Annotated in this window: 19 protein-coding genes, 1 tRNA gene and 1 pseudogene; 17 read left to right on the top strand and 4 right to left on the bottom strand. The window is 35.7% G+C overall.

Going from position 1 to position 20,104, the window contains the following annotated elements; genetic code table 11:
- The first annotated feature begins 13 nt into the window (after positions 1-13).
- The 17 genes from thrA (at position 14) to PI23P_RS01925 (ending at position 17,043) form a co-directional block, all read left to right on the top strand.
- Entirely contained in the window at positions 14-3,415 is a 3,402-nt protein-coding gene (gene thrA, locus PI23P_RS02010) for a bifunctional aspartate kinase/homoserine dehydrogenase I (RefSeq protein ID WP_004569043.1), read from the top strand.
- Between the two features lie 167 nt (positions 3,416-3,582).
- The gene (locus tag PI23P_RS02005; protein WP_004569042.1) at positions 3,583-4,752 is read left to right on the top strand and encodes a trans-sulfuration enzyme family protein; all 1,170 of its coding nucleotides are present in this window, start codon (positions 3,583-3,585) and stop codon (positions 4,750-4,752) included.
- A 187-nt stretch (positions 4,753-4,939) separates the two neighbouring features.
- Positions 4,940-5,353 carry an RrF2 family transcriptional regulator gene (locus tag PI23P_RS01995; RefSeq protein WP_004569040.1) on the top strand — a complete coding sequence of 138 codons (414 nt, stop codon included), beginning with the start codon at positions 4,940-4,942 and terminating at the stop codon, positions 5,351-5,353.
- A gap of 224 nt (positions 5,354-5,577) precedes the next feature.
- Complete coding sequence (locus tag PI23P_RS01990; RefSeq protein WP_004569039.1) at positions 5,578-5,841, top strand: DUF2061 domain-containing protein; 264 nt, start codon at positions 5,578-5,580, stop codon at positions 5,839-5,841.
- Between the two features lie 5 nt (positions 5,842-5,846).
- Positions 5,847-6,455 carry a phosphoadenosine phosphosulfate reductase domain-containing protein gene (locus PI23P_RS01985; protein WP_004569038.1) on the top strand — a complete coding sequence of 203 codons (609 nt, stop codon included), beginning with the start codon at positions 5,847-5,849 and terminating at the stop codon, positions 6,453-6,455.
- Between the two features lie 11 nt (positions 6,456-6,466).
- Positions 6,467-7,372 carry a sulfate adenylyltransferase subunit CysD gene (cysD, locus tag PI23P_RS01980; protein WP_026288466.1) on the top strand — a complete coding sequence of 302 codons (906 nt, stop codon included), beginning with the start codon at positions 6,467-6,469 and terminating at the stop codon, positions 7,370-7,372.
- An 83-nt stretch (positions 7,373-7,455) separates the two neighbouring features.
- Entirely contained in the window at positions 7,456-8,703 is a 1,248-nt protein-coding gene (locus PI23P_RS01975) for a sulfate adenylyltransferase subunit 1 (RefSeq protein ID WP_004569036.1), read from the top strand.
- A gap of 13 nt (positions 8,704-8,716) precedes the next feature.
- Positions 8,717-10,822: a ferredoxin-like domain-containing protein gene (locus PI23P_RS01970; RefSeq protein ID WP_004569035.1), complete on the top strand. Its 2,106-nt coding sequence runs from the start codon at positions 8,717-8,719 to the stop codon at positions 10,820-10,822.
- Positions 10,788-11,582 carry a uroporphyrinogen-III C-methyltransferase gene (gene cobA / locus PI23P_RS01965; protein WP_004569034.1) on the top strand — a complete coding sequence of 265 codons (795 nt, stop codon included), beginning with the start codon at positions 10,788-10,790 and terminating at the stop codon, positions 11,580-11,582. The genes PI23P_RS01970 and cobA overlap by 35 nt, the downstream gene beginning before the upstream one ends.
- 9 nt (positions 11,583-11,591) lie before the next feature.
- Positions 11,592-12,164, top strand: a complete 573-nt coding sequence (locus tag PI23P_RS01960) for a precorrin-2 dehydrogenase/sirohydrochlorin ferrochelatase family protein (RefSeq protein WP_004569033.1) — start codon at positions 11,592-11,594, stop codon at positions 12,162-12,164.
- Positions 12,165-12,175: 11 nt separating this feature from the next.
- On the top strand, positions 12,176-13,231 hold the full coding sequence (locus PI23P_RS01955) for an NAD(P)/FAD-dependent oxidoreductase (protein WP_004569032.1): 1,056 nt from the start codon (positions 12,176-12,178) through the stop codon (positions 13,229-13,231).
- 57 nt (positions 13,232-13,288) lie between these two features.
- Positions 13,289-13,618: a 2Fe-2S iron-sulfur cluster-binding protein gene (locus PI23P_RS01950; RefSeq protein ID WP_004569031.1), complete on the top strand. Its 330-nt coding sequence runs from the start codon at positions 13,289-13,291 to the stop codon at positions 13,616-13,618.
- A 2-nt stretch (positions 13,619-13,620) separates the two neighbouring features.
- The gene (epsC, locus tag PI23P_RS01945) at positions 13,621-14,376 is read left to right on the top strand and encodes a serine O-acetyltransferase EpsC (RefSeq protein ID WP_004569030.1); all 756 of its coding nucleotides are present in this window, start codon (positions 13,621-13,623) and stop codon (positions 14,374-14,376) included.
- Positions 14,377-14,416: 40 nt separating this feature from the next.
- The gene (gene cysM / locus PI23P_RS01940) at positions 14,417-15,310 is read left to right on the top strand and encodes a cysteine synthase CysM (protein ID WP_026288467.1); all 894 of its coding nucleotides are present in this window, start codon (positions 14,417-14,419) and stop codon (positions 15,308-15,310) included.
- Between the two features lie 221 nt (positions 15,311-15,531).
- A complete protein-coding gene (gene trxA, locus PI23P_RS01935) occupies positions 15,532-15,849 on the top strand; it encodes a thioredoxin (RefSeq protein ID WP_004569028.1) in 318 nt (105 codons plus the stop codon).
- A gap of 135 nt (positions 15,850-15,984) precedes the next feature.
- Positions 15,985-16,905 carry a DUF58 domain-containing protein gene (locus tag PI23P_RS01930; protein ID WP_004569026.1) on the top strand — a complete coding sequence of 307 codons (921 nt, stop codon included), beginning with the start codon at positions 15,985-15,987 and terminating at the stop codon, positions 16,903-16,905.
- Between the two features lie 64 nt (positions 16,906-16,969).
- A tRNA-Asp gene (locus PI23P_RS01925) sits at positions 16,970-17,043 on the top strand.
- A gap of 298 nt (positions 17,044-17,341) precedes the next feature.
- Here PI23P_RS01925 and PI23P_RS12735 read toward each other — a convergent pair.
- The 4 genes and pseudogenes from PI23P_RS12735 to PI23P_RS01910 all read right to left on the bottom strand — a co-directional run bounded on the left by PI23P_RS12735 (position 17,342) and on the right by PI23P_RS01910 (position 20,012).
- A complete protein-coding gene (locus PI23P_RS12735; RefSeq protein WP_238300049.1) occupies positions 17,342-17,482 on the bottom strand; it encodes a hypothetical protein in 141 nt (46 codons plus the stop codon).
- Positions 17,455-17,799, bottom strand: a pseudogene (locus PI23P_RS12730) (DUF2130 domain-containing protein); the annotation flags it as partial. The pseudogene PI23P_RS12730 and the gene PI23P_RS12735, both read right to left, overlap by 28 nt.
- Before the next feature lie 328 nt (positions 17,800-18,127).
- Entirely contained in the window at positions 18,128-18,526 is a 399-nt protein-coding gene (locus PI23P_RS12725) for a hypothetical protein (protein ID WP_004569022.1), read from the bottom strand.
- Positions 18,527-18,872: 346 nt separating this feature from the next.
- Entirely contained in the window at positions 18,873-20,012 is a 1,140-nt protein-coding gene (locus tag PI23P_RS01910) for a hypothetical protein (RefSeq protein WP_004569021.1), read from the bottom strand.
- Between the last annotated feature and the right edge of the window lie 92 nt (positions 20,013-20,104).

The raw sequence follows: 20,104 nt of genomic DNA, 5'->3' as shown, positions 1-20,104 counted from the left end.
AAAAAAAAGCGAGGTGAAAAACAAATTACAACATTTAAAAATTAAGAGCTTCACAACAGAGTTGGGGGCGGCGATTCCTGAGTTGAATTTAAGTTACCAGGTTTTTGGTCAGGATTTGGGGAATGCGCCTGTGGTCTTAATCAATCATGCATTAACAGGGAATAGCGCTGTTGCTGGAGAAGAAGGTTGGTGGAATGCAATTGTAGGCGAAGAAAAAGCGATAGATACGAATGTATATACGGTGTTGTCTTTTAACATTCCAGGCAATGGTTTTGATGGTTTTTTAATTGAAAATTATAAATATTTTATTGCTCGAGATATTGCGCGAATTTTTTTAGAAGGATTACAGCAATTAAGAATAACAGAATTGTTCGCATTAATTGGAGGGTCTTTGGGAGGGGGGATTGCTTGGGAAATGGTGGCAATCGCCAAGAAAATAACCCAACATTTTTTACCGATTGCTACCGATTGGAAATCGACAGATTGGTTGATTGCCAATTGTCAAATTCAAGAGCAGTTTTTAGTAAATTCTAGCAATCCGGTGCACGATGCAAGAATGCATGCTATGTTGTGTTACCGCACGCCCTCTTCTTTTAAAGAACGTTTTCATCGTTCTAAAAAAGACAATTCTAATGTTTTTAATGTAGAGAGTTGGTTGTTGCACCACGGAGAAAAATTGCAAGAGCGCTACCAACTCTCTTCATATAAATTGATGAATCAGCTGTTAAAAACAATTGATGTTACCAATAACGGACAGAAAAAAATTGAGATTTTAGATAGAATTGAGGCAAACATTTACATTATTGGAGTGGATTCTGATTTGTTTTTTACGGCTGAAGAAAACAGAGAAACACACATGAAGTTGGCATTGACAAAAGAAAATGTGACCTACAGTGAGATCAATTCTGTACATGGTCACGATGCCTTTTTAATGGAGTATGAACAACTACAGACAATGATAGCACCTATTTTTAATAAAGGATATCGTACAAAAAGAATGAAGGTATTAAAATTTGGAGGGAAATCTTTAGCAAACGGAAAAGGCATCGAACAGGCTATTGCCATTATTCTTGGAAAACAGCAAAATGGTGAAAAAATCACGCTGGTTGCTTCCGCAAGAGGAAATGCAACAGACGAGTTGGAAGAGATTTTGGAGAAAGCCGCAGCCAAGGTAAGTTATAAGCGCTACTTTGAGGATTTTAAAACAAATCAGTTGCTGCCAACTAGTACTGTCGATTTTTCAAAAGAATTTTCAATATTGGATACTATTTTTGAAGGGGTGTCCTTGTTGGGAGATTACAGCACTAAAATTAAGGATGAAGTTTTAGCACAAGGAGAATTGTTGTCGGCGAAGTTAATAGCGAATTTATTACAATCCCGTGGAATCGATGCTGTTGCCACCGATGCGCGTCAATTTCTTATCACAGATGAAAACTTTGGAAATGCCCAACCCATAGAAAGTATTTCAAAAGAAAATGTGACTACTTATTTTAAAAATAATGCGGATAAATTACACATTGTTACCGGGTTTATAGGGGTTAACAAAAAAGGAGAAACCACCACGCTGGGAAGAAATGGAAGTAATTATACCGCCGCTTTATTGGCAAATTATCTGGATGCGGAAGAGTTACAAAATTATACACACGTAAGTGGAATATTTACAGCAAACCCAGATTTAGTTGCGGATGCAAAAAAAATTGAGCAGCTATCTTTTGCAGAAGCCAACGAGTTGGCAAATTTTGGAGCCACTATTTTACATGCAAAAACAATTATCCCGCTATTAGAAAAAAACATCAATTTACGAATTTTAAATACTTTTGACAGTGAAGATACAGGGACTTTAATAACGGCAGCATCTTCAGAAAAAGGAATAAAGTCTATCTCTACGATTAGCAATGTATCGCTATTAAGTTTTGAAGGAAGAGGTTTGCTTGGAAAAGTAGGCGTAGATGCACGCATTTTTAGGGCGCTTAGTGATAAAAATATTAATATAGGTATTGTTTCTCAGGGCTCTTCAGAGCGAGGGATTGGTCTGGTAATTGATGCCAATAGAGCATCTGAAGCTGTATTCGCTTTAGAGAAAGAGTTTGAAAGTGATTTTCGTTCACAAGACGTGCATCAGATTTCGATTTTAGAAAATATAGCAGTCATTTCTATTATTGGACAAGATTTAAGTGAATTTCATCTTCCTTATAATGCATTGATTAAAAATCAAATTGTCCCCATTTTATTTAACAATACGATTACGGGTAAAAATGTAAGTTTGGTTGTTAAGAAAGACCAACTTCACAGGGCGGTGAATGTAATTCACGGACAGGTTTTTGGTATTGCAAAGAAAATAAACATTGCCGTTTTTGGAAAAGGTCTGGTCGGTGGAACTTTAATTGATCAGATTTTAGAAAACACAGCTTCTGTTTTAGAAAGAAGAAAAATTCAATTGAATGTTTTTGCTGTGGCAAATTCTAAAAAGGTATTGCTTCAGAAAGCGGGTGTTTCTGAAAACTGGAAACAGGATTTAGAGGAAAAAGGACAAGAAAATATTGAAGTACAGGATATTATTGCTTTTGCAAATACACATCATTTTGAAAATTTGATTGCGATAGATAATACGGCAAGTATTCCTTTTGTGCAAAATTATATTCCGCTTGTAGCCGCTGGTTTCGATTTGGTTTCTTGCAATAAAATTGCAAATACCCTGTCTTTTGATTTTTATAAAGAATTAAGAGTAAATCTGAAAGCATATAAGAAGCAGTATTTATATGAAACCAATGTAGGTGCAGGCTTACCTTTAATAGATACGATACGGCTTTTACATGAATCTGGTGAAAATATTACCAAGATTAGAGGGGTCTTTTCTGGGAGTTTAAGTTATGTATTCAATACTTTTTCTGAGGAAAACAAACTTTTTTCCGAGGTTTTAAAAGATGCAATTGCACAGGGGTTTACAGAGCCAGACCCAAGAGAAGATCTGGGGGGAAATGATGTAGCTCGTAAATTATTGATTCTAGCAAGAGAGTTAGAGTTAGAAAATGAGTTTAGCGACGTGCAGGTTCAAAACTTAATTCCAGAAAACTTAAGAGCAGGTTCCAGCGCTGATTTTCTATCTAATTTAGAGTGGATGGACGGCGAATATCAACAGCTAAAAGAAGCACAAGCAGAGGATCATGTTTTGCGATATATTGGTGAATTAAGCGGTGATTTATCATTGGATACTGGCAATCTAGATGTAAAATTAGTTTCTATGTCCAAAACGTCTCCTTTGGGTTCTTTAAAAGGTTCGGATGCCATTTTTGAAATTTATACGGAATCTTACGGAGAAAAGCCAATCGTGATTCAAGGAGCGGGAGCAGGTTCTAAAGTAACGGCCAGGGGTGTTTTTGGAGATATTTTAAGATTGGCAAAACACAATGATTAGGACGGTTTAGTTTTTATTTTGTGCTTCTTTGAAAAGAGAATATAGAAGCCAGAAAGAATCCCAAAGAACCGATAAGCAGCAGAAAAAGAGTCAGATATAAGAGTGTACAGCTGTTTTAGTTTGTGCATTTAAAAAGGAATAGCGGACGAACAATCTAATACACAATAATGAAAAAGCATTTTGAAACAGAGGCGATTAGAAATCAAACAGCAAGAACCCAGTTCTCTGAACATTCTACACCATTATATTTAACTTCTAGCTTTGTTTTTGAGAATGCCGAGGAAATGCGGGCTTCTTTTTCTGAAGAAAAAGAGCGCAATTTATACAGCCGGTTTACAAATCCAAATACTACAGAATTTGTGGATAAGATTGTAAGCATGGAAGGTGCAGAAGCGGGGTACGCTTTTGCAACAGGAATGTCTGCCATCTTTTCTACATTTGCAGCATTGTTAAGTGCGGGAGACCATGTTGTTTCTTGTCGTTCAGTTTTTGGGTCTACACACAGCATGTTTACTAAGTTCTTACCAAAATGGAATATAGAAACATCGTATTTTAAAGTAAATGAAGTGGATTCGATAGCAGGCTTAATTCGTGCAAACACAAAAATTTTATACATAGAGACGCCTACAAACCCCTCTGTAGATATTTTGGACTTAGAATTGATTGGGAACATTGCTAAAAAGCACAATCTAATTTTTATTGTTGATAATTGTTTTGCAACTCCATACGCACAGCAGCCCATTAAGTTTGGCGCGGATTTAGTTATTCATTCTGCCACAAAATTAATTGATGGCCAAGGTCGAGTTTTGGGCGGTGTTACTGTTGGGAACAAGGAATTAATGCGAGAGATTTATTTGTTTTCGAGAAATACAGGTCCTGCAATGTCTCCTTTTAATGCGTGGGTTTTGTCAAAAAGTTTAGAAACTTTGGCAATTAGAGTGGAGAAACACGCAGAAAACGCACTACAAGTTGCAGCGTTTTTAGAAACACAAGAAAATGTTGCCATGGTAAAGTATCCGTTTTTGAAATCACATCCGCAATTCGAGGTTGCTAAGAAGCAAATGACACTGGGTGGAAATGTTGTAGCCTTTGAAATTAAGGGAGGCATTGAGGCAGGAAGAATATTTTTAGACCATATTAAAATGTGTTCTCTTTCTGCAAATTTGGGGGATACGCGAACAATTGTTACACATCCTTCTTCAACAACACATAGCGGACTTTCTGAGGAAGACCGTTTATCTGTTGGCATTACCAATGGTTTGGTTCGGGTCTCTGTGGGTTTAGAAAATGCAATCGATATTATAGAAGATTTAGAGCAAGCTTTGCGCTTCCGATAATTAAATTTTGTGAGATTTAAAACAGTACAGTTTTAAAGAAATTTGCTTGAGAATATTGGTAAATAGAAAAAGTAAAATGTTTTTAAAAGAAGGGCAAGAATCTATATTGTCGGCTTTTTTAATATTTTTAGGACCCCATTTTAAAGCAGACATGTTGTAATTATATTTATTTATGTAGTTTTGTTTTATGCTCTCTAAAAAAACAAAATACGGAATCAAAGCGCTTACTTTTTTAGGCAAACAAGAAAACAGATTACCAGTATCGATTGCTACGATTTCTAAAAGCGAAAATATTTCTTTAAAATTTTTAGAAAGCATTTTATTGACACTTCGCAAAAATGGAATCCTAGGGTCTAAGAAAGGAAAAGGTGGGGGCTATTATTTACTAAAAGAACCTTCTGAAATCCCAATGGCTTCTATTATGAGAATTCTTGAAGGACCCATTTCTATGGTGCCTTGTGTAAGCCTTAATTTTTATGAAAAGTGTGATGATTGTCCAGATGAAAATGCCTGTTCTGTGCATCGTTTAATGACGTTGGTGCGGGATAATACGCTTCAGATTTTTAAAAATACTACTTTAGCAGACCTTTGTAGTTGCTAAGCTGTTTTTTGCAATCACTTTAATTTTCAAGTCTTTTCTGTTTCTTTAACACGAGTCTTATATTGGTTTTAAATTCGCAATAATAAAGACATTCTTTTACTAATCTACTAAATCTATAGGGTTTGTATTTATTTATCAAATCCGCCGTGTTATAACTCTAAAATTAGACGTATGTTTGTATTGTCCTACTAAAGTAGTAGGGTTATTTTTTGAACGATTTGTCTATGATTTTGAATCAAATAGTTTTCAGTAAGAAAACACAAAACAACCGTTTTGAAGTTGATAAAACTTCCGAGAAACCTTTGCGCAGTGTTGCGAAAGCTGTGAGCTGGAGATGCATAGGTACGCTAGATACTTTAATAGTTTCTTATGTTGTAACAGGTGCAATTGAGTTGGCCGCCTCCATTGCATTCGTGGATTTTTTGACAAAATTAATATTGTATTTTTTTCATGAAAGAATATGGAATCATATAAAATGGGGTAAATAAAGCAGATGAATTTAGAAAAAATAAATAAACAATTGCAAGGTAGAAGTCCGGAAGAAATTATTTCGTGGGCCATTTCAATCGCACAGAAACCCATCGTTACTACTAATTTTAGGCCGTACGAAGTGGCTATCTTAAATTTAGTGACATCCATAAAAAAAGACATTGTGGTGGTTTGGTGTGATACGGGGTATAATACGCCTCAAACTTACAAACATGCAGAAGAAATTATAGAAAAGTTGGATTTAAATATTCACCTATACGTTCCAAAGCAGACCGTTGCGCATCGAAATATAATTTTGGGAATTCCTACAGTAGAAGATTCAAAACACACCGTTTTTACAGAACAGGTAAAGTTAGAGCCATTTTTTAGAGCCATGGAAGAACAACAGCCAGATGTTTGGTTTACAAACTTAAGAAAAGGGCAAACTGCTTTTAGGGATCGTATCAATATTGTTTCTAAGAGTAAAGATGGAATTTTAAAAGTAAGTCCCTTCTACAATTGGTCAGACAAAGATTTAGAGGGGTACCTATTAGAAAGAGGTTTGCCGAACGAGTTTACCTATTTTGATCCAACAAAATTAGAAAGTAATAGAGAATGTGGTTTACATATCTAAAAAACACGATTATGAATCAAAAAACAATACAAGTAGAAGCTTTAGAAAGTGAAGCCATTTACATTTTTAGAGAGGTTGTTGCACAGTTTGAAAAACCAGTCCTACTTTTTTCAGGTGGAAAAGATAGTATTACGTTAGTTCGTTTGGCGCAAAAAGCCTTTTTTCCAGCAAAAATTCCATTTCCGCTGCTGCACATTGATACCGGTCATAATTTTCCTGAAACGATTGAATTTAGAGATCGTTTGGTAAAAGAATTGGGGGTCGATTTAATTGTTAGAGATGTTCAAGATAATATTAATAGCGGAAGGGTAAAAGAAGAAACGGGCAGGTACGCAAGTAGAAATATGCTGCAAACAGAAACTTTATTAGATGCTATCGAAGAATTTAGTTTTGACGCCTGTGTGGGTGGTGCACGAAGAGATGAGGAAAAAGCCAGGGCTAAGGAAAGGATTTTCTCTGTACGGGATGATTTTGGTCAATGGGACGAAAAAAATCAGCGTCCAGAGGTTTTTGATATGTTAAATGGACGGATTGATTTGGGTCAGAATGTGCGGGTATTCCCTATTTCTAACTGGACAGAATTGGATGTTTGGTCATATATCAAAAAAGAAGATATAGAGATTCCTTCCATTTATTTTGCACACAAAAGAAAAACCTTTTTAAGAGACGGTTTCATCTGGTCTGCAGACGATGCAATTGTGTATCGAGATAAAGAGGAGGCCGTGTTAGAACGAATGGTTCGTTTTAGAACTGTTGGTGATATGAGTTGTACCGCAGCAGTGCTATCTAATGCAGTAGATATTGCAAAGGTTGTGGAAGAAATTAGAGATTCTTCCATTTCGGAAAGAGGAGCAAGAATAGATGACAAGCGTTCTGAGGCTGCCATGGAAAAAAGAAAACAACAAGGATACTTCTAAAATTAGCTATTAGTAATTTGTTTTTGGTTGGTCGTATCAGTGAAACCAATTGTCAAAAACGAACAATTTAAAATAAAAATAAAATGAACGTACTAAAAATAGCAACAGCAGGAAGTGTTGATGATGGCAAAAGTACCTTGATCGGTAGACTTTTATACGATACAAAATCTTTGACGGATGATAAATTAGCGGCAATAGAAGAGAAAAGTAAACAAAGAGGATTTGATTATTTAGATTTTTCTCTAGCAACAGATGGTCTGGTAGCAGAACGAGAGCAGGGCATTACCATTGATGTTGCGCATATTTATTTTTCAACGAGAAAAAAAAGCTTCATCATTGCAGATACCCCTGGGCACATAGAATATACGAGAAACATGGTTACTGGCGCATCTACTGCACAGGCTTCTATTGTGCTAATTGATGCTAGAAATGGAGTGGTAGAGCAAACATATCGTCATTTTTTTATCAATAATTTATTGCGGATCAAAGAGGTGGTTATTGCGATAAATAAAATGGATTTGGTTGATTTTTCTGAAGAAAAATACAACAGCATCAAAGGAGAAATTGAGTATTTAGCAAGTAAAAGCGAATATAAAAATCAGCAATTAACTTTTATTCCGATGTCTGCTTTACAAGGCGATAATGTGGTCCAAAAGTCAAATAAAATGGATTGGTATGGGGGGGAGACTTTACTGCAGCATTTAGAGAAATTAGATGCAGAAGACATACATGAGTTTTCGCAAGTTCGTTTTCCGGTACAAACAGTTATCAGACCAAAAACAAAAGAATATCACGATTTTAGAGGGTATGCAGGTAAAATTTATGGAGGTGACTTCGCTATTGGAGATAAAATTGTGGTGCTGCCATCGCAAACAAAATCAGTGATAAAAAGCATTCATTTTTTTAATGAAGCGTTTGCAAGGGCAAAAAACGGAAGTTCGGTTACCATTACATTGGAAGACAATGTAAATGTAAGTAGAGGTGATATGTTGGTAAAAATCAATGAGGAACCAACAATTACAAAACAATTAGACGCAACTATTTGTTGGATGGACAAAGAACCTTTAAAGGCTTTACAGAAATATTATATAAAACACGGTGTCAATGATGCGCAAGCAAAAATCACACAAGTATCTAGCATTTTAAAAACAGATTTTTCAGGTAAAATTGAGAATCCGTCAGAATTAGCACTAAATCAAATAGGGGATGTTCAGCTAATGTTAAGCAAGCCGCTATTGATAGACGGATACCATCAGAACAAATCGAATGGTGCCTTTATTTTGATCAACCCAAAAACAAACAATACCGTTGGTGTCGGTTTTATCCGATAAAAAATAGAAAATTATGAAAAGCTTTAGAACCGAAATAGAAAACCCGATTGTAGAAAAAGATATTTTAGAATTAGATCGTAAAATTCAGCTTTTTAAAGAAGGCAAAATAGACGAAGAACGCTTTAGGAGTTTGCGTTTGGCAAGAGGAGTTTATGGGCAGCGTCAGTTTGGCGTGCAGATGATTCGTATTAAATTGCCTTATGGGAAAGTTACGAGCGAACAATTGTATAGAATTGCAGCCGTTTCTGACGAGTATTCTCGTGGAAGATTGCACATTACAACCAGACAAGATATTCAAATTCACCATGTGAGTTTAGACAGAACTCCAGAGCTATGGGCGCAATTAGAAAAGGATGATATTACACTGCGGGAAGCATGTGGAAATGCCGTTAGAAATATCACGGCTTCAGAAACTGCAGGGATAGACAGAGCGGAACCTTTTGATGTTTCGCCGTATGCGGATGCAACGTTCAAATTCTTTTTAAGAAATCCGATTTGTCAAGAAATGGGGCGTAAGTTTAAAATGTCTTTTTCGGGCACAGACGACGATACTGCGATAAGTTTTATTCATGATTTAGGTTTTATTGCAAAAATAAAAACTGAAAATGGGGTCGCAAAAAAAGGATTTAAAGTTTTGTTAGGTGGAGGTTTAGGTTCGCAGCCTAGACATGCAGATGTTATTTATGATTTTCTAGAAGAAGATATTTTAATTCCCACTATAGAGGGAGTATTAAGAATTTTTGATCGTTTTGGTGAACGTTCAAAAAGAGCAAAAGCAAGGTTAAAATTTTTGGTAAAAGACATTGGAGTGGCTGCTTTTTTAGAATTGGTTGCCGATGAAATACAAACGTTAGAATTTCAAACAGTGCAAATAGACACTGCTGCTTTTGAGCAGCCTATTACTTTTCAAGAGCTTGGCATTCCTGCAGTTAAAATTGCAAACGAAGATGCTTTTCAAAAGTGGAAAGAAACCAATGTGATCAAACAAAAGCAAGAAGGGTTATTTGCTATTGGAATTAAGGTGCATTTGGGAGATTTTTATACACCTAAAGCAAGGTTATTAGCAGATTTAGTAAAGAAATATGCTGCAAATGAAATTCGCTTGACCTTGCGTCAAAATATTTTGATCCGTCATATTAGAGAAGAACTAATTCCTTTTTTCTATGTTGAATTGAAAAAATTAGGCTTTGCAAATGCAGGCTATAATTCTACTGCAGATATTACTGCCTGTCCTGGAACAGATACCTGTAATTTAGGAATTTCTAGCAGTACCGGAATCGCGGTTGTATTAGAAAAAGTGTTGGAAGAAGAATATCCTTATTATTTAAATAACAGGGAAATTGCTATAAAAATTAGCGGCTGTATGAATGCATGTGGGCAGCACAATATGGCACACATTGGCTTTCAAGGGATGTCTATAAAAGCAGGAAATTTACAAGTACCCGCTTTACAAGTTTTAATTGGAGGAGGGATTTTAGGCGATGGGAAAGGGCGATTTTCTGATAAGTTAGTAAAGGTTCCAAGTAAAAGAGGTCCAGATGCGTTGCGTATTTTATTAAATGATATTGAGCAAAATCAGCAAAAAGAAGAAACGTTTTTAGCGTATTACGACAGACAGGGAAAAATTTATTTCTATGATTTGTTAAAAGGATTGTCGGATACAACCAATTTAGTACCCAGTGATTTTATCGATTGGGGGCATTCAGAAAATTATGTAAAAGCAATTGGAGTTGGGGAATGTGCAGGAGTTGTAATTGATTTAATTGCGACTCTTTTATTCGAAAGTGAAGAGAAAATTACAAGTGCTGAAGAGGCGCTTAAAGAAAATCAGTTTTCGGATAGTATTTATTACGCATACACCGCTTTTGTAAATACTGCAAAGGCATTATTAATTGCAGAAGATATAAAGACCAATACACAGGCAGGTATTATTACTAGTTTCCAAGAACATTTTGTGGCTTCTAATAAAATAAAATTAGCAGGATCTTTCGAAGATTTAGTGTACCAAATGAAGGATGAAAATCCAACAGAAGCATTTGCGAAAAAATATTTAATGGATGCAACATTATTTTATAAACAGATAGATGCACATCGTAAAAGCACAGTTAGTTATGTATAAAACTCCAAAATTAACCGTTGTTGGTGCAGGTCCTGGAGAGGTAGATTTGATTACTTTAAAAGCGATTAAAGTTTTAAAAACTGCGGATGTAGTTTTATATGATGCCTTGGTAAATGAAGAATTGTTGGACTTTGTAAATCCAAATGCAGAAATTATTTTTGTAGGGAAACGCCGAGGTTGCTATACCTATCAGCAAGCACAAATTAATGACTTAATTGTGGCAAGGGCAGAAACGCACGGACATGTAGTTCGTTTAAAAGGAGGCGATCCTTTTATTTTTGGCAGAGGGGCCGAAGAAATGGAATTTGCAGCAAGTTTTGGAATTGAAACGGCAATGGTTCCTGGGATTTCGTCTTCGTTGGCAGTTCCGGCATCTCAAAATATTCCCGTAACAAAACGTGGAAGTGCAGAAAGTTTTTGGGTAATTACAGGAACGACAAAAGAGCACGAATTGTCAAAGGACATTGCACTTGCCGCGAAGTCGAGCGCTACAGTCGTAGTTTTAATGGGAATGGGAAAGTTGTCTGAAATTATAAAATTGTTTCAACAAGAAAATAAAAACGATCTGCCCGTTGCGATCATACAGAATGGGACGAGAGTAAACGAGAAGATTGGGATTGGAACGGTAGATACAATTTTAGACATTGTAAAAGAAAAACATTTAAGCAATCCAGCAATCATCGTTTTTGGAGAAGTGGTGAGGCATCGTGAAGGTTTGATGCAGGTGCAACAAGCATATGTCAAAGAATTAATTGCCTAACATATAGAAATGGAAAGAAATAACTTATATCCTATTTTTCTCAAGACGAAAAGTCTGAATATACTTCTTATTGGAGGTGGCAATGTAGCGGAAGAAAAATTAAATTTTTTGTTAAAATCAAGTCCAGATGCGCATGTAACAATCGTCTCCCCAATGTTTCGAAAAGGGACCATCGCATTGGCAAAAAAAGGCTGTGTTACCTTGATTAAAGACACATACCACGAAGGATATTTAGAGGGAAAACACATGGTGGTTGCAACTACAGATATTCCAGCAATTAATGTGCAAGTTTGGCAAGATTGTAGGGCTGTCTCGACTTTGGTAAATGTTGCTGACAATCCGCCATATTGTGATTTTTATATGGGTGGAATTGTAACCAAAGGAAATGTAAAAGTAGCCATTTCTACAAATGGAAAATCCCCAACAACAGCGAAGCGCTTGCGTCAGTTTTTTGAAGATGTATTGCCCGAGGATATCGATGACTTAGTAAAAAATTTAAATGAATATAGAAAAACGATCAAAGGGAACTTTGAACAAAAAGTAGAAAAATTAAACGAGTTTACAAAAAGCTTAGTTGAGTAAAATAAGAAATAATGATCACAACAGATATTCTAATTATTGGCGCAGGGCCCACAGGTTTGTTTACCGTTTTTGAGGCGGGTTTATTAAAGTTAAAATGTCATTTGATTGATGCACTTCCACAACCGGGAGGGCAATGTTCAGAGATTTATCCGAAAAAACCAATTTACGATATCCCAGCATATCCAGAAATATTAGCAGGAGATTTAACCCATAAGTTAATAGAGCAAAGCAAGCAGTTTTCTCCCGGATTTACGTTGGGAGAACGGGCGGAAACAATTGACAAACAGGTAGATGGTAGTTTTATTGTCACCACCAATAAAGGCACAAAGCACCATGCAAAAATTGTGGCAATAGCCGGTGGCTTGGGAAGTTTTGAACCTAGAAAGCCTTTGATTCCAAATATTGCAGCTTTTGAAGACAAAGGGGTAGAATATATTATCAAAGAGCCAGAAATTTATAGAGATAAGAAAGTTGTGATCTCTGGGGGTGGAGACTCTGCTTTAGATTGGGCAATTTTTTTATCTAATATTGCTGCTGAGGTTACTTTAATTCACAGAAGAAACGAATTTAGGGGGGCTTTAGATTCCGTAGAGAAAGTGCAGGAATTAAAAAACTTAGGAAAAATTAGGCTCATTACGCCTGCGGAGGTCAAAGGAATTTTAGGGACGGATTTTGTTACTGGGGTTGCTGTAGAAAAGAAAGGCGAAGATGCATTTATTTTAGATGCAGATCATTTTATCCCTTTATTTGGGCTGTCACCCAAGTTAGGACCTATCGGTAATTGGGGGTTGGATATAGAAAAGAATGCGATTAAAGTGGACAACGCTTTAGATTATCAAACAAATATTCCAGGAGTCTATGCTATTGGAGACGTAAATACCTATCCAGGAAAATTAAAATTAATTCTTTGTGGTTTTCATGAGGCAACATTGATGTGTCAGAGTGCCTATAAGAGGATTTTTCCAAATAAGAAGTATGTGATGAAATATACAACGGTTGGTGGTGTAGATGGTTTTGATGGGACTCGAAAAGAAGCGCCTAAGGCAGTTGTTAAAGCGATAGAATAGTAAGATTATTGTAAGGTTTGCGTAACTTTGCAGACGATACCTAAATTATGAAGAACGATGCAAGACATCAATATAAAAATAACAGATAGAAATGGAGTAACACATACTGTTGTTGCACCCACGGATATGGCCATGAATTTAATGGAAATTGTTCGTTCTTACGAATTGGCAGAAGAGGGGACCATTGGTATTTGTGGGGGTATGGCGATGTGTGCATCTTGTCAGTGCTATGTGACATCAGATCATGAATTGCCAGAAATATCAGAGGATGAGGATGCGATGTTGGCAGAAGCTTTTTATGTGGAAGAGAACAGTCGATTGGGGTGTCAAATTCAAATGACGGCAGCAGCAAACGGTTTAGAAGTAACATTGGCTCCAGAATCTTAAATATGAACGCAAAGGCGACAAAAATCGGATTTAAAAATTACAGCATGTGTTTGCGTGATGCGGTAGCAGTTTTTACAAAAGAGTTGATAAACTGTCTGTTTGACGCGCAGTATCGTGAAGAAAAAGAGGCGCATACTAAAAGTAAGTTCTTAGTAATTCTAGAACGACTGTCTATTAAAAATCAAGATTGTTTTTGGTTGGATTTTGAAAAGTCATTCACAGAAATTAGGAGGAAATTGGATTTAGACGCGCTGGCTGCTTATAACAGCGATCCAGCAGCAAAAAGTTTAAGAGAAGTTTATTTGGCATATCCGGGTTTTTACGCCATCGCTGTATACCGTTTAAGTACACAACTTTTAGCGCAAGGTATTGCTGTGCTGCCAAGAATGATGAGTGAATATGCGCACGGTGCAACAGGAACAGATATCCACCCTGGAGCACAAATAGGGCATTCCTTTTTTATAGATCACGCTACTGGTATTGTGATTGGAGAAACCACGATTATTAAAAATAATGTGACTATTTTTCAAGGGGTAACCTTGGGAGGAATTCAGGCAAAAAAAAGTATGGCTTTTGAAAAAAGACATCCTACCATAGAAGACAATGTGATTGTGTACGCAAACGCAACCATTTTAGGAGGTAATGTAGTGGTTGGGGAAAATGCGGTCATTGGCGCAAATGTTTGTATCACAGAGTCTGTTGTAAAAAACTCAGTGGTCACTTTGCAATCAGAAAATAAAATATTTCAAAGAAGATAGCGCGCTATTATCGATGGGGTTAAAAGAGAATAATAAAGATATGAAAACAAGAAGTATCATAGATTTTGTAGGAAATACGCCGCTGGTAGAAGCGCAGCATATTTTTAAAAAAGAAGGGGTTACTTTATTGCTTAAATTAGAGGGAAATAATCCTGGAGGTAGCGTGAAGGATAGGGCTGCTTACAATATGATTTCCCAGGCATTAAAGCGAAAAGAGATAAAAAAGGGAGATACATTGGTAGAAGCAACCAGTGGAAATACGGGAATCGCTTTGGCGCTAATGGCGAAGGTTTTAGGGGTGCACATGGTATTGGTAATGTCAGAAAATGCAACAATAGAACGTGTAAAAACAATGCGTGCGTATGGTGCAGAGGTGATTTTAACATCTAAAGAATTAGGAATTCAAGGTGCTAGAGATCATGCTTTAGCGTTAAACCGTAAAAAAGGCTATTTTATATTGAATCAGTTTGACAACCCAGACAATGCGAAAGCGCATTATAAGACTACAGGACCAGAAATTTGGAGAGATACCGAAGGCCAAGTAACACATTTTATTGCGGCAATGGGCACTACGGGAACTATTATGGGTGTTTCGAGTTTTTTAAAAGAGAAGAATAAGGACATTCAAATAATTGGAGCACAGCCAAAAGACGGTGCTAAGATTCCCGGAATTAGGAAATGGCCTCAAGAATATTTACCTGCAATTTTTAATGCTGCGAAGGTAGATCAAGTGATCGAAGTAAGTGAGGGAGAAGCAAAAGAAATGACGCAAAGGTTGGCTTCGGAGGAAGGAATTTTTGCAGGAATGAGCAGTGGAGGCTCTGTATTAACGGCTATAAAAGTGGCAGAAAAATTAGAAAGAGGAGTAGTGGTTGCCATTGTCTGCGATCGTGGAGATCGGTATTTATCCTCTACATTATTTGAAAAAGAGTAGTGTTCTTTTTTTCGGATTAGCGGCAGCTTAAGAAGCCTTTACGAAACGGTTATTATTGATTTTTTAAAGATTATAAGATTTCAAATAAAAAGACCTATTTTTTTGGTATAAGGAGCGCTTATAGACAAATAGTAAAAAGTAATTTTTTGAAAACTGCAAAGTAAATAAAATGATTACTTTTGTTGAACGATGTGGAAGTAACAATTTAAAATAAAAATAAAATGGCATTAGAAATTACAGATGCAAACTTTGAAGAATTAGTATTAAAATCAGACAAACCAGTATTGGTAGATTTTTGGGCAGCTTGGTGTGGACCGTGTAGAATGGTAGGACCAATTGTAGATGAAATTTATACTGAATATGACGGAAAAGCCGTTGTGGGTAAAGTTGATGTAGATGCAAATCAAGAATTTGCAGCAAAATATGGCGTACGTAATATCCCAACAGTTTTAATTTTCAAAAACGGAGAGGTGGTAGACAAGCAAGTAGGTGTTGCACCGAAAAACGTGTACACTGGAAAAATTGATGCTGCAATGTAATTTTGAAAAATATTTTAGTATTAGAAAAAAAGGTTGGCTTCGGTCAGCCTTTTTTTGTTTTAGAAATCGTTTTTTGGCGTTCTATTGGTTTTTTATTTTTAATTCCATTACTTTTAATTCTTAAACAGCAATAATTTGAAGGTATCCGAAGTACAGTCTTCAGAAATAAAAAATTTAGGGCTGCTTGCCAAGCAGGTAGTAGAGGGATTTATCACAGGAATTCACAAGAGTCCGTTTCACGGATTTTCAGTGGAGTTTTCTGAGCATAAGTTGTACAATACAGGAGAAAGCACGCGCCATATTGACTGGAAGCTTTTTGCAAAGACAGAGAAGTTGTACACAAAAAAGTATGAGGAAGAAACCAATTTAAGGTGCCACATCGTCATTGACAATTCGGCTTCTATGCACTATCCGACCGTAAAAAACCAAACGGCGTCACATTTAAATAAAGTCGGTTTTTCTGCAGTAGCAGCGGCTTCTCTTATGGAAATTCTAAAAAGACAAAGAGATGCTGTAGGTTTGAGTATCTATTCAGATACCTACGAATATTATGCGCCCGAAAAAGGAAGTGAGCGGCATCGTGCGATGCTTTTGCACCAATTGGAGCGATTGTTAGTGGCTACCTCAGAGGCAACGACAGAAACCTATAGATACTTGCATGAGATTGCCGAGAAACTTCACCGGCGATCTCTTGTTTTTCTTTTTACAGACATGCTGCAAACCTCAAAAGAGGAACATTTGTTATTTGAAGCGTTGCGGCATTTAAAATACAACAAGCACGAAGTTGTTTTGTTTCACACCTATGACGGAAAAACGGAGTTTAATTTTGATTTTGAAAATACCCCCAAAAAATTTGTAGATGTAGAAACAGGTCAAGCAATTAATATTCATGCCGAAAACATACAAGAAAAGTATAAGGAATTCGTTCAGGGCTATTTTAATGAATTGAAGAATAAATGTTTACAATATAAGATTGATTATGTGCCTGTAGATATATACCAGGGTTACAATGACGTTTTAACAGCCTATATAATTAGCAGGAAAAATAAAAGATAAATTTTCTGCATTTATACTTGCGAATGTGAAAACATGTGTTATATTTGCACCCGCTAATAGCAACGGTCTGGTAGTTCAGTTGGTTAGAATACCTGCCTGTCACGCAGGGGGTCGCGGGTTCGAGTCCCGTCCAGACCGCAAAAGCATCTCATTTATGAGATGCTTTTTTGGTTTTAATAGGGTCGTGTGCGCTGCCCTGAAGAACGGTTTGGCGCATCAAAGTTTATGTACTAGCACCTTTTTTTCTATTGCTTGTGTTATACTAGTATCAAAACGCAAGAGGCTTTAGCATATCGGTTATTTGTGAGTGAAGTGAGAATGGTTAGAAGCTGAAAAGAAGTTTTTTTTCTTAAATTAACATTGTTTTACCTAGGATTCATTCCAACTCTATCAAAATGAATTTCTATAATTTTTTAATGCTTTTCTCAAGCAATATTTACTTTTTTAAATCATCAAACTTTTGTTTCATGGTTGCATTTTCGTGTGATAGTTTTTTAATTGTTAAATCTTCTGCTTTCCTATTTGCTAAGCGTAAATTGTTCACTGATGCTAGAAGTGCATCTTTTGTTTTTTGCAAGCGTGACATTGTTTTGTAATTTCTTCTATGGCTATTTTAAACTGTCTGCTGGTCAATTCATATTTTTTGGCAAAGCCTGTTTTAAAGTTAGCAATTTTATCTTCGAAATTAGTGATGTTTACATTTTGACTTTTCATTAAATTTAGTTCTAACTTGTATTGCATCGAGTTTAAGGCTATATTTCGAAGGAGAGTAATAATTGGAATAAAAAACTGCGAGCTTACAACATACATTGTTGGATATTTATAAGAAACATCAACAATACCTATATTCTAAAACTCGTTTTCCGATTCTAGTAAAGAGACCAATACCGCAGACTCACATCCTTTGTCTCGGCGATCCTTGCCTAGCTTCGCAAAGAAATCTTCATTTCGTTTTTAGAAGCCGTCTCATTATTCTCATTGTTCATTTCAAACATGACAGACAGCAATTCATTACCAGCAGCATCCGCTTCTTTATAAATATAGTCCCCTTTGGTGTCCCCTTAGCTATCATTGTCTTTTTCAAAACACGCATTTTGAAAGCCGGTAGCTCGGATTTTATTGAATTCAGTTTCACAGTGAAGTTCTGAGCTTTCTTCAATCAATTTGGTAAACAACTTGTGCTAATCGTCTTTTATACGTGCTATTTCTTCCTCTTTTAATTTTAAGGCATCATCCCTAAAAGCCAAGGTGTTTTTGAATTTTTTTGCAAAGACTTTTCTAAAAGAGTGCTTGCAATTTCTTTGTTTTTCAAATCATTCGCCAATTGATTTCTTTCCTTTTCGATGCTACTTACTGCAACAGAAACAGCAAGTTGCTGCTTTATCTCTGCTTGTTGCATGCGAGCTTTCATGGAAGTAATTTCTGTTTCTTTTTTTGAAAGCTCTTGGGTTAATAGTGCTGGATTTTGTGATTTTAATTGCAACAGTTCATTTGCTTTGTTGGACAATTCTTGTCGAAAAATATTTGTCAACTTTGCTTCGGCTAACTGAAGCGCACTCTCTTTTTCATTGTCTGCTGTTTTTAAGCGAATATTTAAATCTTTATCAAACTGTTTATCCATTACTTGCTTTAAGATATCTGTAAATCCAGCTTGTCAATTTTAAAGGCTTTTTTACAATTCAGACAATTAATTTCGTTCATAGCAATGTATTATTATAGCAGTTAAATATAATACAATTATAGAGACACAAAGCCCAAAGTCGCTTATCTAGTCAACTACCAGACGGAAGCTTTTTTGTTTGATCTATTCAGTGAGTAGAAGGCTTTCTTTTATTGTTTAGAAGGTACTGTAGATTTTTAATTAGATCTTATTTGACTATGGCTGCTAATATTTATATCTGATTGGTTAGTGTTATAAAAGATTTATTTCCAATTATTATATTTGATAATTCAAGAATAAAGACATGCTACCTGCAGTAATTATTGATGTATTGATCCTGAAAAACATAGGTTTTATTATAATTAACGATAAAATTTCCGATGCTGAAATAACAATTGAAACTCATTTCATCTCCTTCGGCAATAAGATTAAAATTGGTATTTGGTGCCAGCGAAGGTTTACAATTGATAGGTTTTGAGTAATCCTCTAAACGATTTGCCGAAATTGCTTTTATTTCATCTTTTAAACCAATCAAAGAAGTAGCATCATTCAATTTGGATTTCAATATATCATCATTAATAAATTCGATATCTCTGCCAAGCGCTTTTCCGCTCCTACTAATTAGGGTGCTATCTATTTTAAATTCTGTTCTAAAAAAGGTATGTACAAAAGCAATTTTTACAAAATTTTCATTCTTGCTTAAATCGGAAAGATTGTATGATTCCCGTATTTCGGTATTTGAGCCTTTTGTTAAAAAAGAATCAATAGGATACTCTCTTTTATCATACCAAATTTCGTGTTTTTGGTACTCGTAGCCTTCAAAAGACTCTCCGCTATCGTCTCGCTCATCCATGCACCTTGCATACATTACAGCTTCTTTTGCAACGTAATGAAATCCATTTCTCTCCCTGTAGAAAGGAATTTTATATTTATTTTTCAGACGCCATTTTCCTTGATATTTATAACACGGATAATCGCAATCATCGGGTAATTCTTTTAATTTTACATAAGGTTGAATAAATTGATTTTCAAATCCCCATTTGAGCATTTCATAACGGGTATCTGCATTCATAACTGGGTTGCTTTTTCTTGTATTCGAAGTGAAAAAGTAGATCGATCCAAGAGCAACTGCAGAAAAAAGAATAACAGCAGTCAGAAATATCTTTTTTCTTTTGATAAAGAGACTCTTATCTGTTTTTTTAATGGGAGATGCTCCTTGATTTCTTAGTTTATCTAAATCTAGTAGGCGTTGAATGTTACCCAAAGCTCTATTAAATTCTCCTTCAGAAGCAGTGCTATTAATTAATCTTGAAAATTGAGAATCACTATAAAACAAGTCTCTAGCAATTTTGGAGTTGCTTGTCGATTCAAATTTATTATTTGCATCATTAAATTCACCATATCGTGTTATCAGCTTCGCTATAAATTTTTTATGCAATTCTTCCATTTCTAGTTGTTTTCAATGATTTTAAGAATAAGTAAAAAATAGTAGAATTTGATAAAATTTACTAAAATTTACTAAAACAATAAAAAAACCAA

This window comes from Polaribacter irgensii 23-P (genome assembly GCF_000153225.1).
Classification (GTDB): Bacteria; Bacteroidota; Bacteroidia; order Flavobacteriales; family Flavobacteriaceae; genus Polaribacter; species Polaribacter irgensii.
Note: the sequence above shows the minus strand (reverse complement) of the source record. Positions and strands in the feature narration are given on the sequence as shown.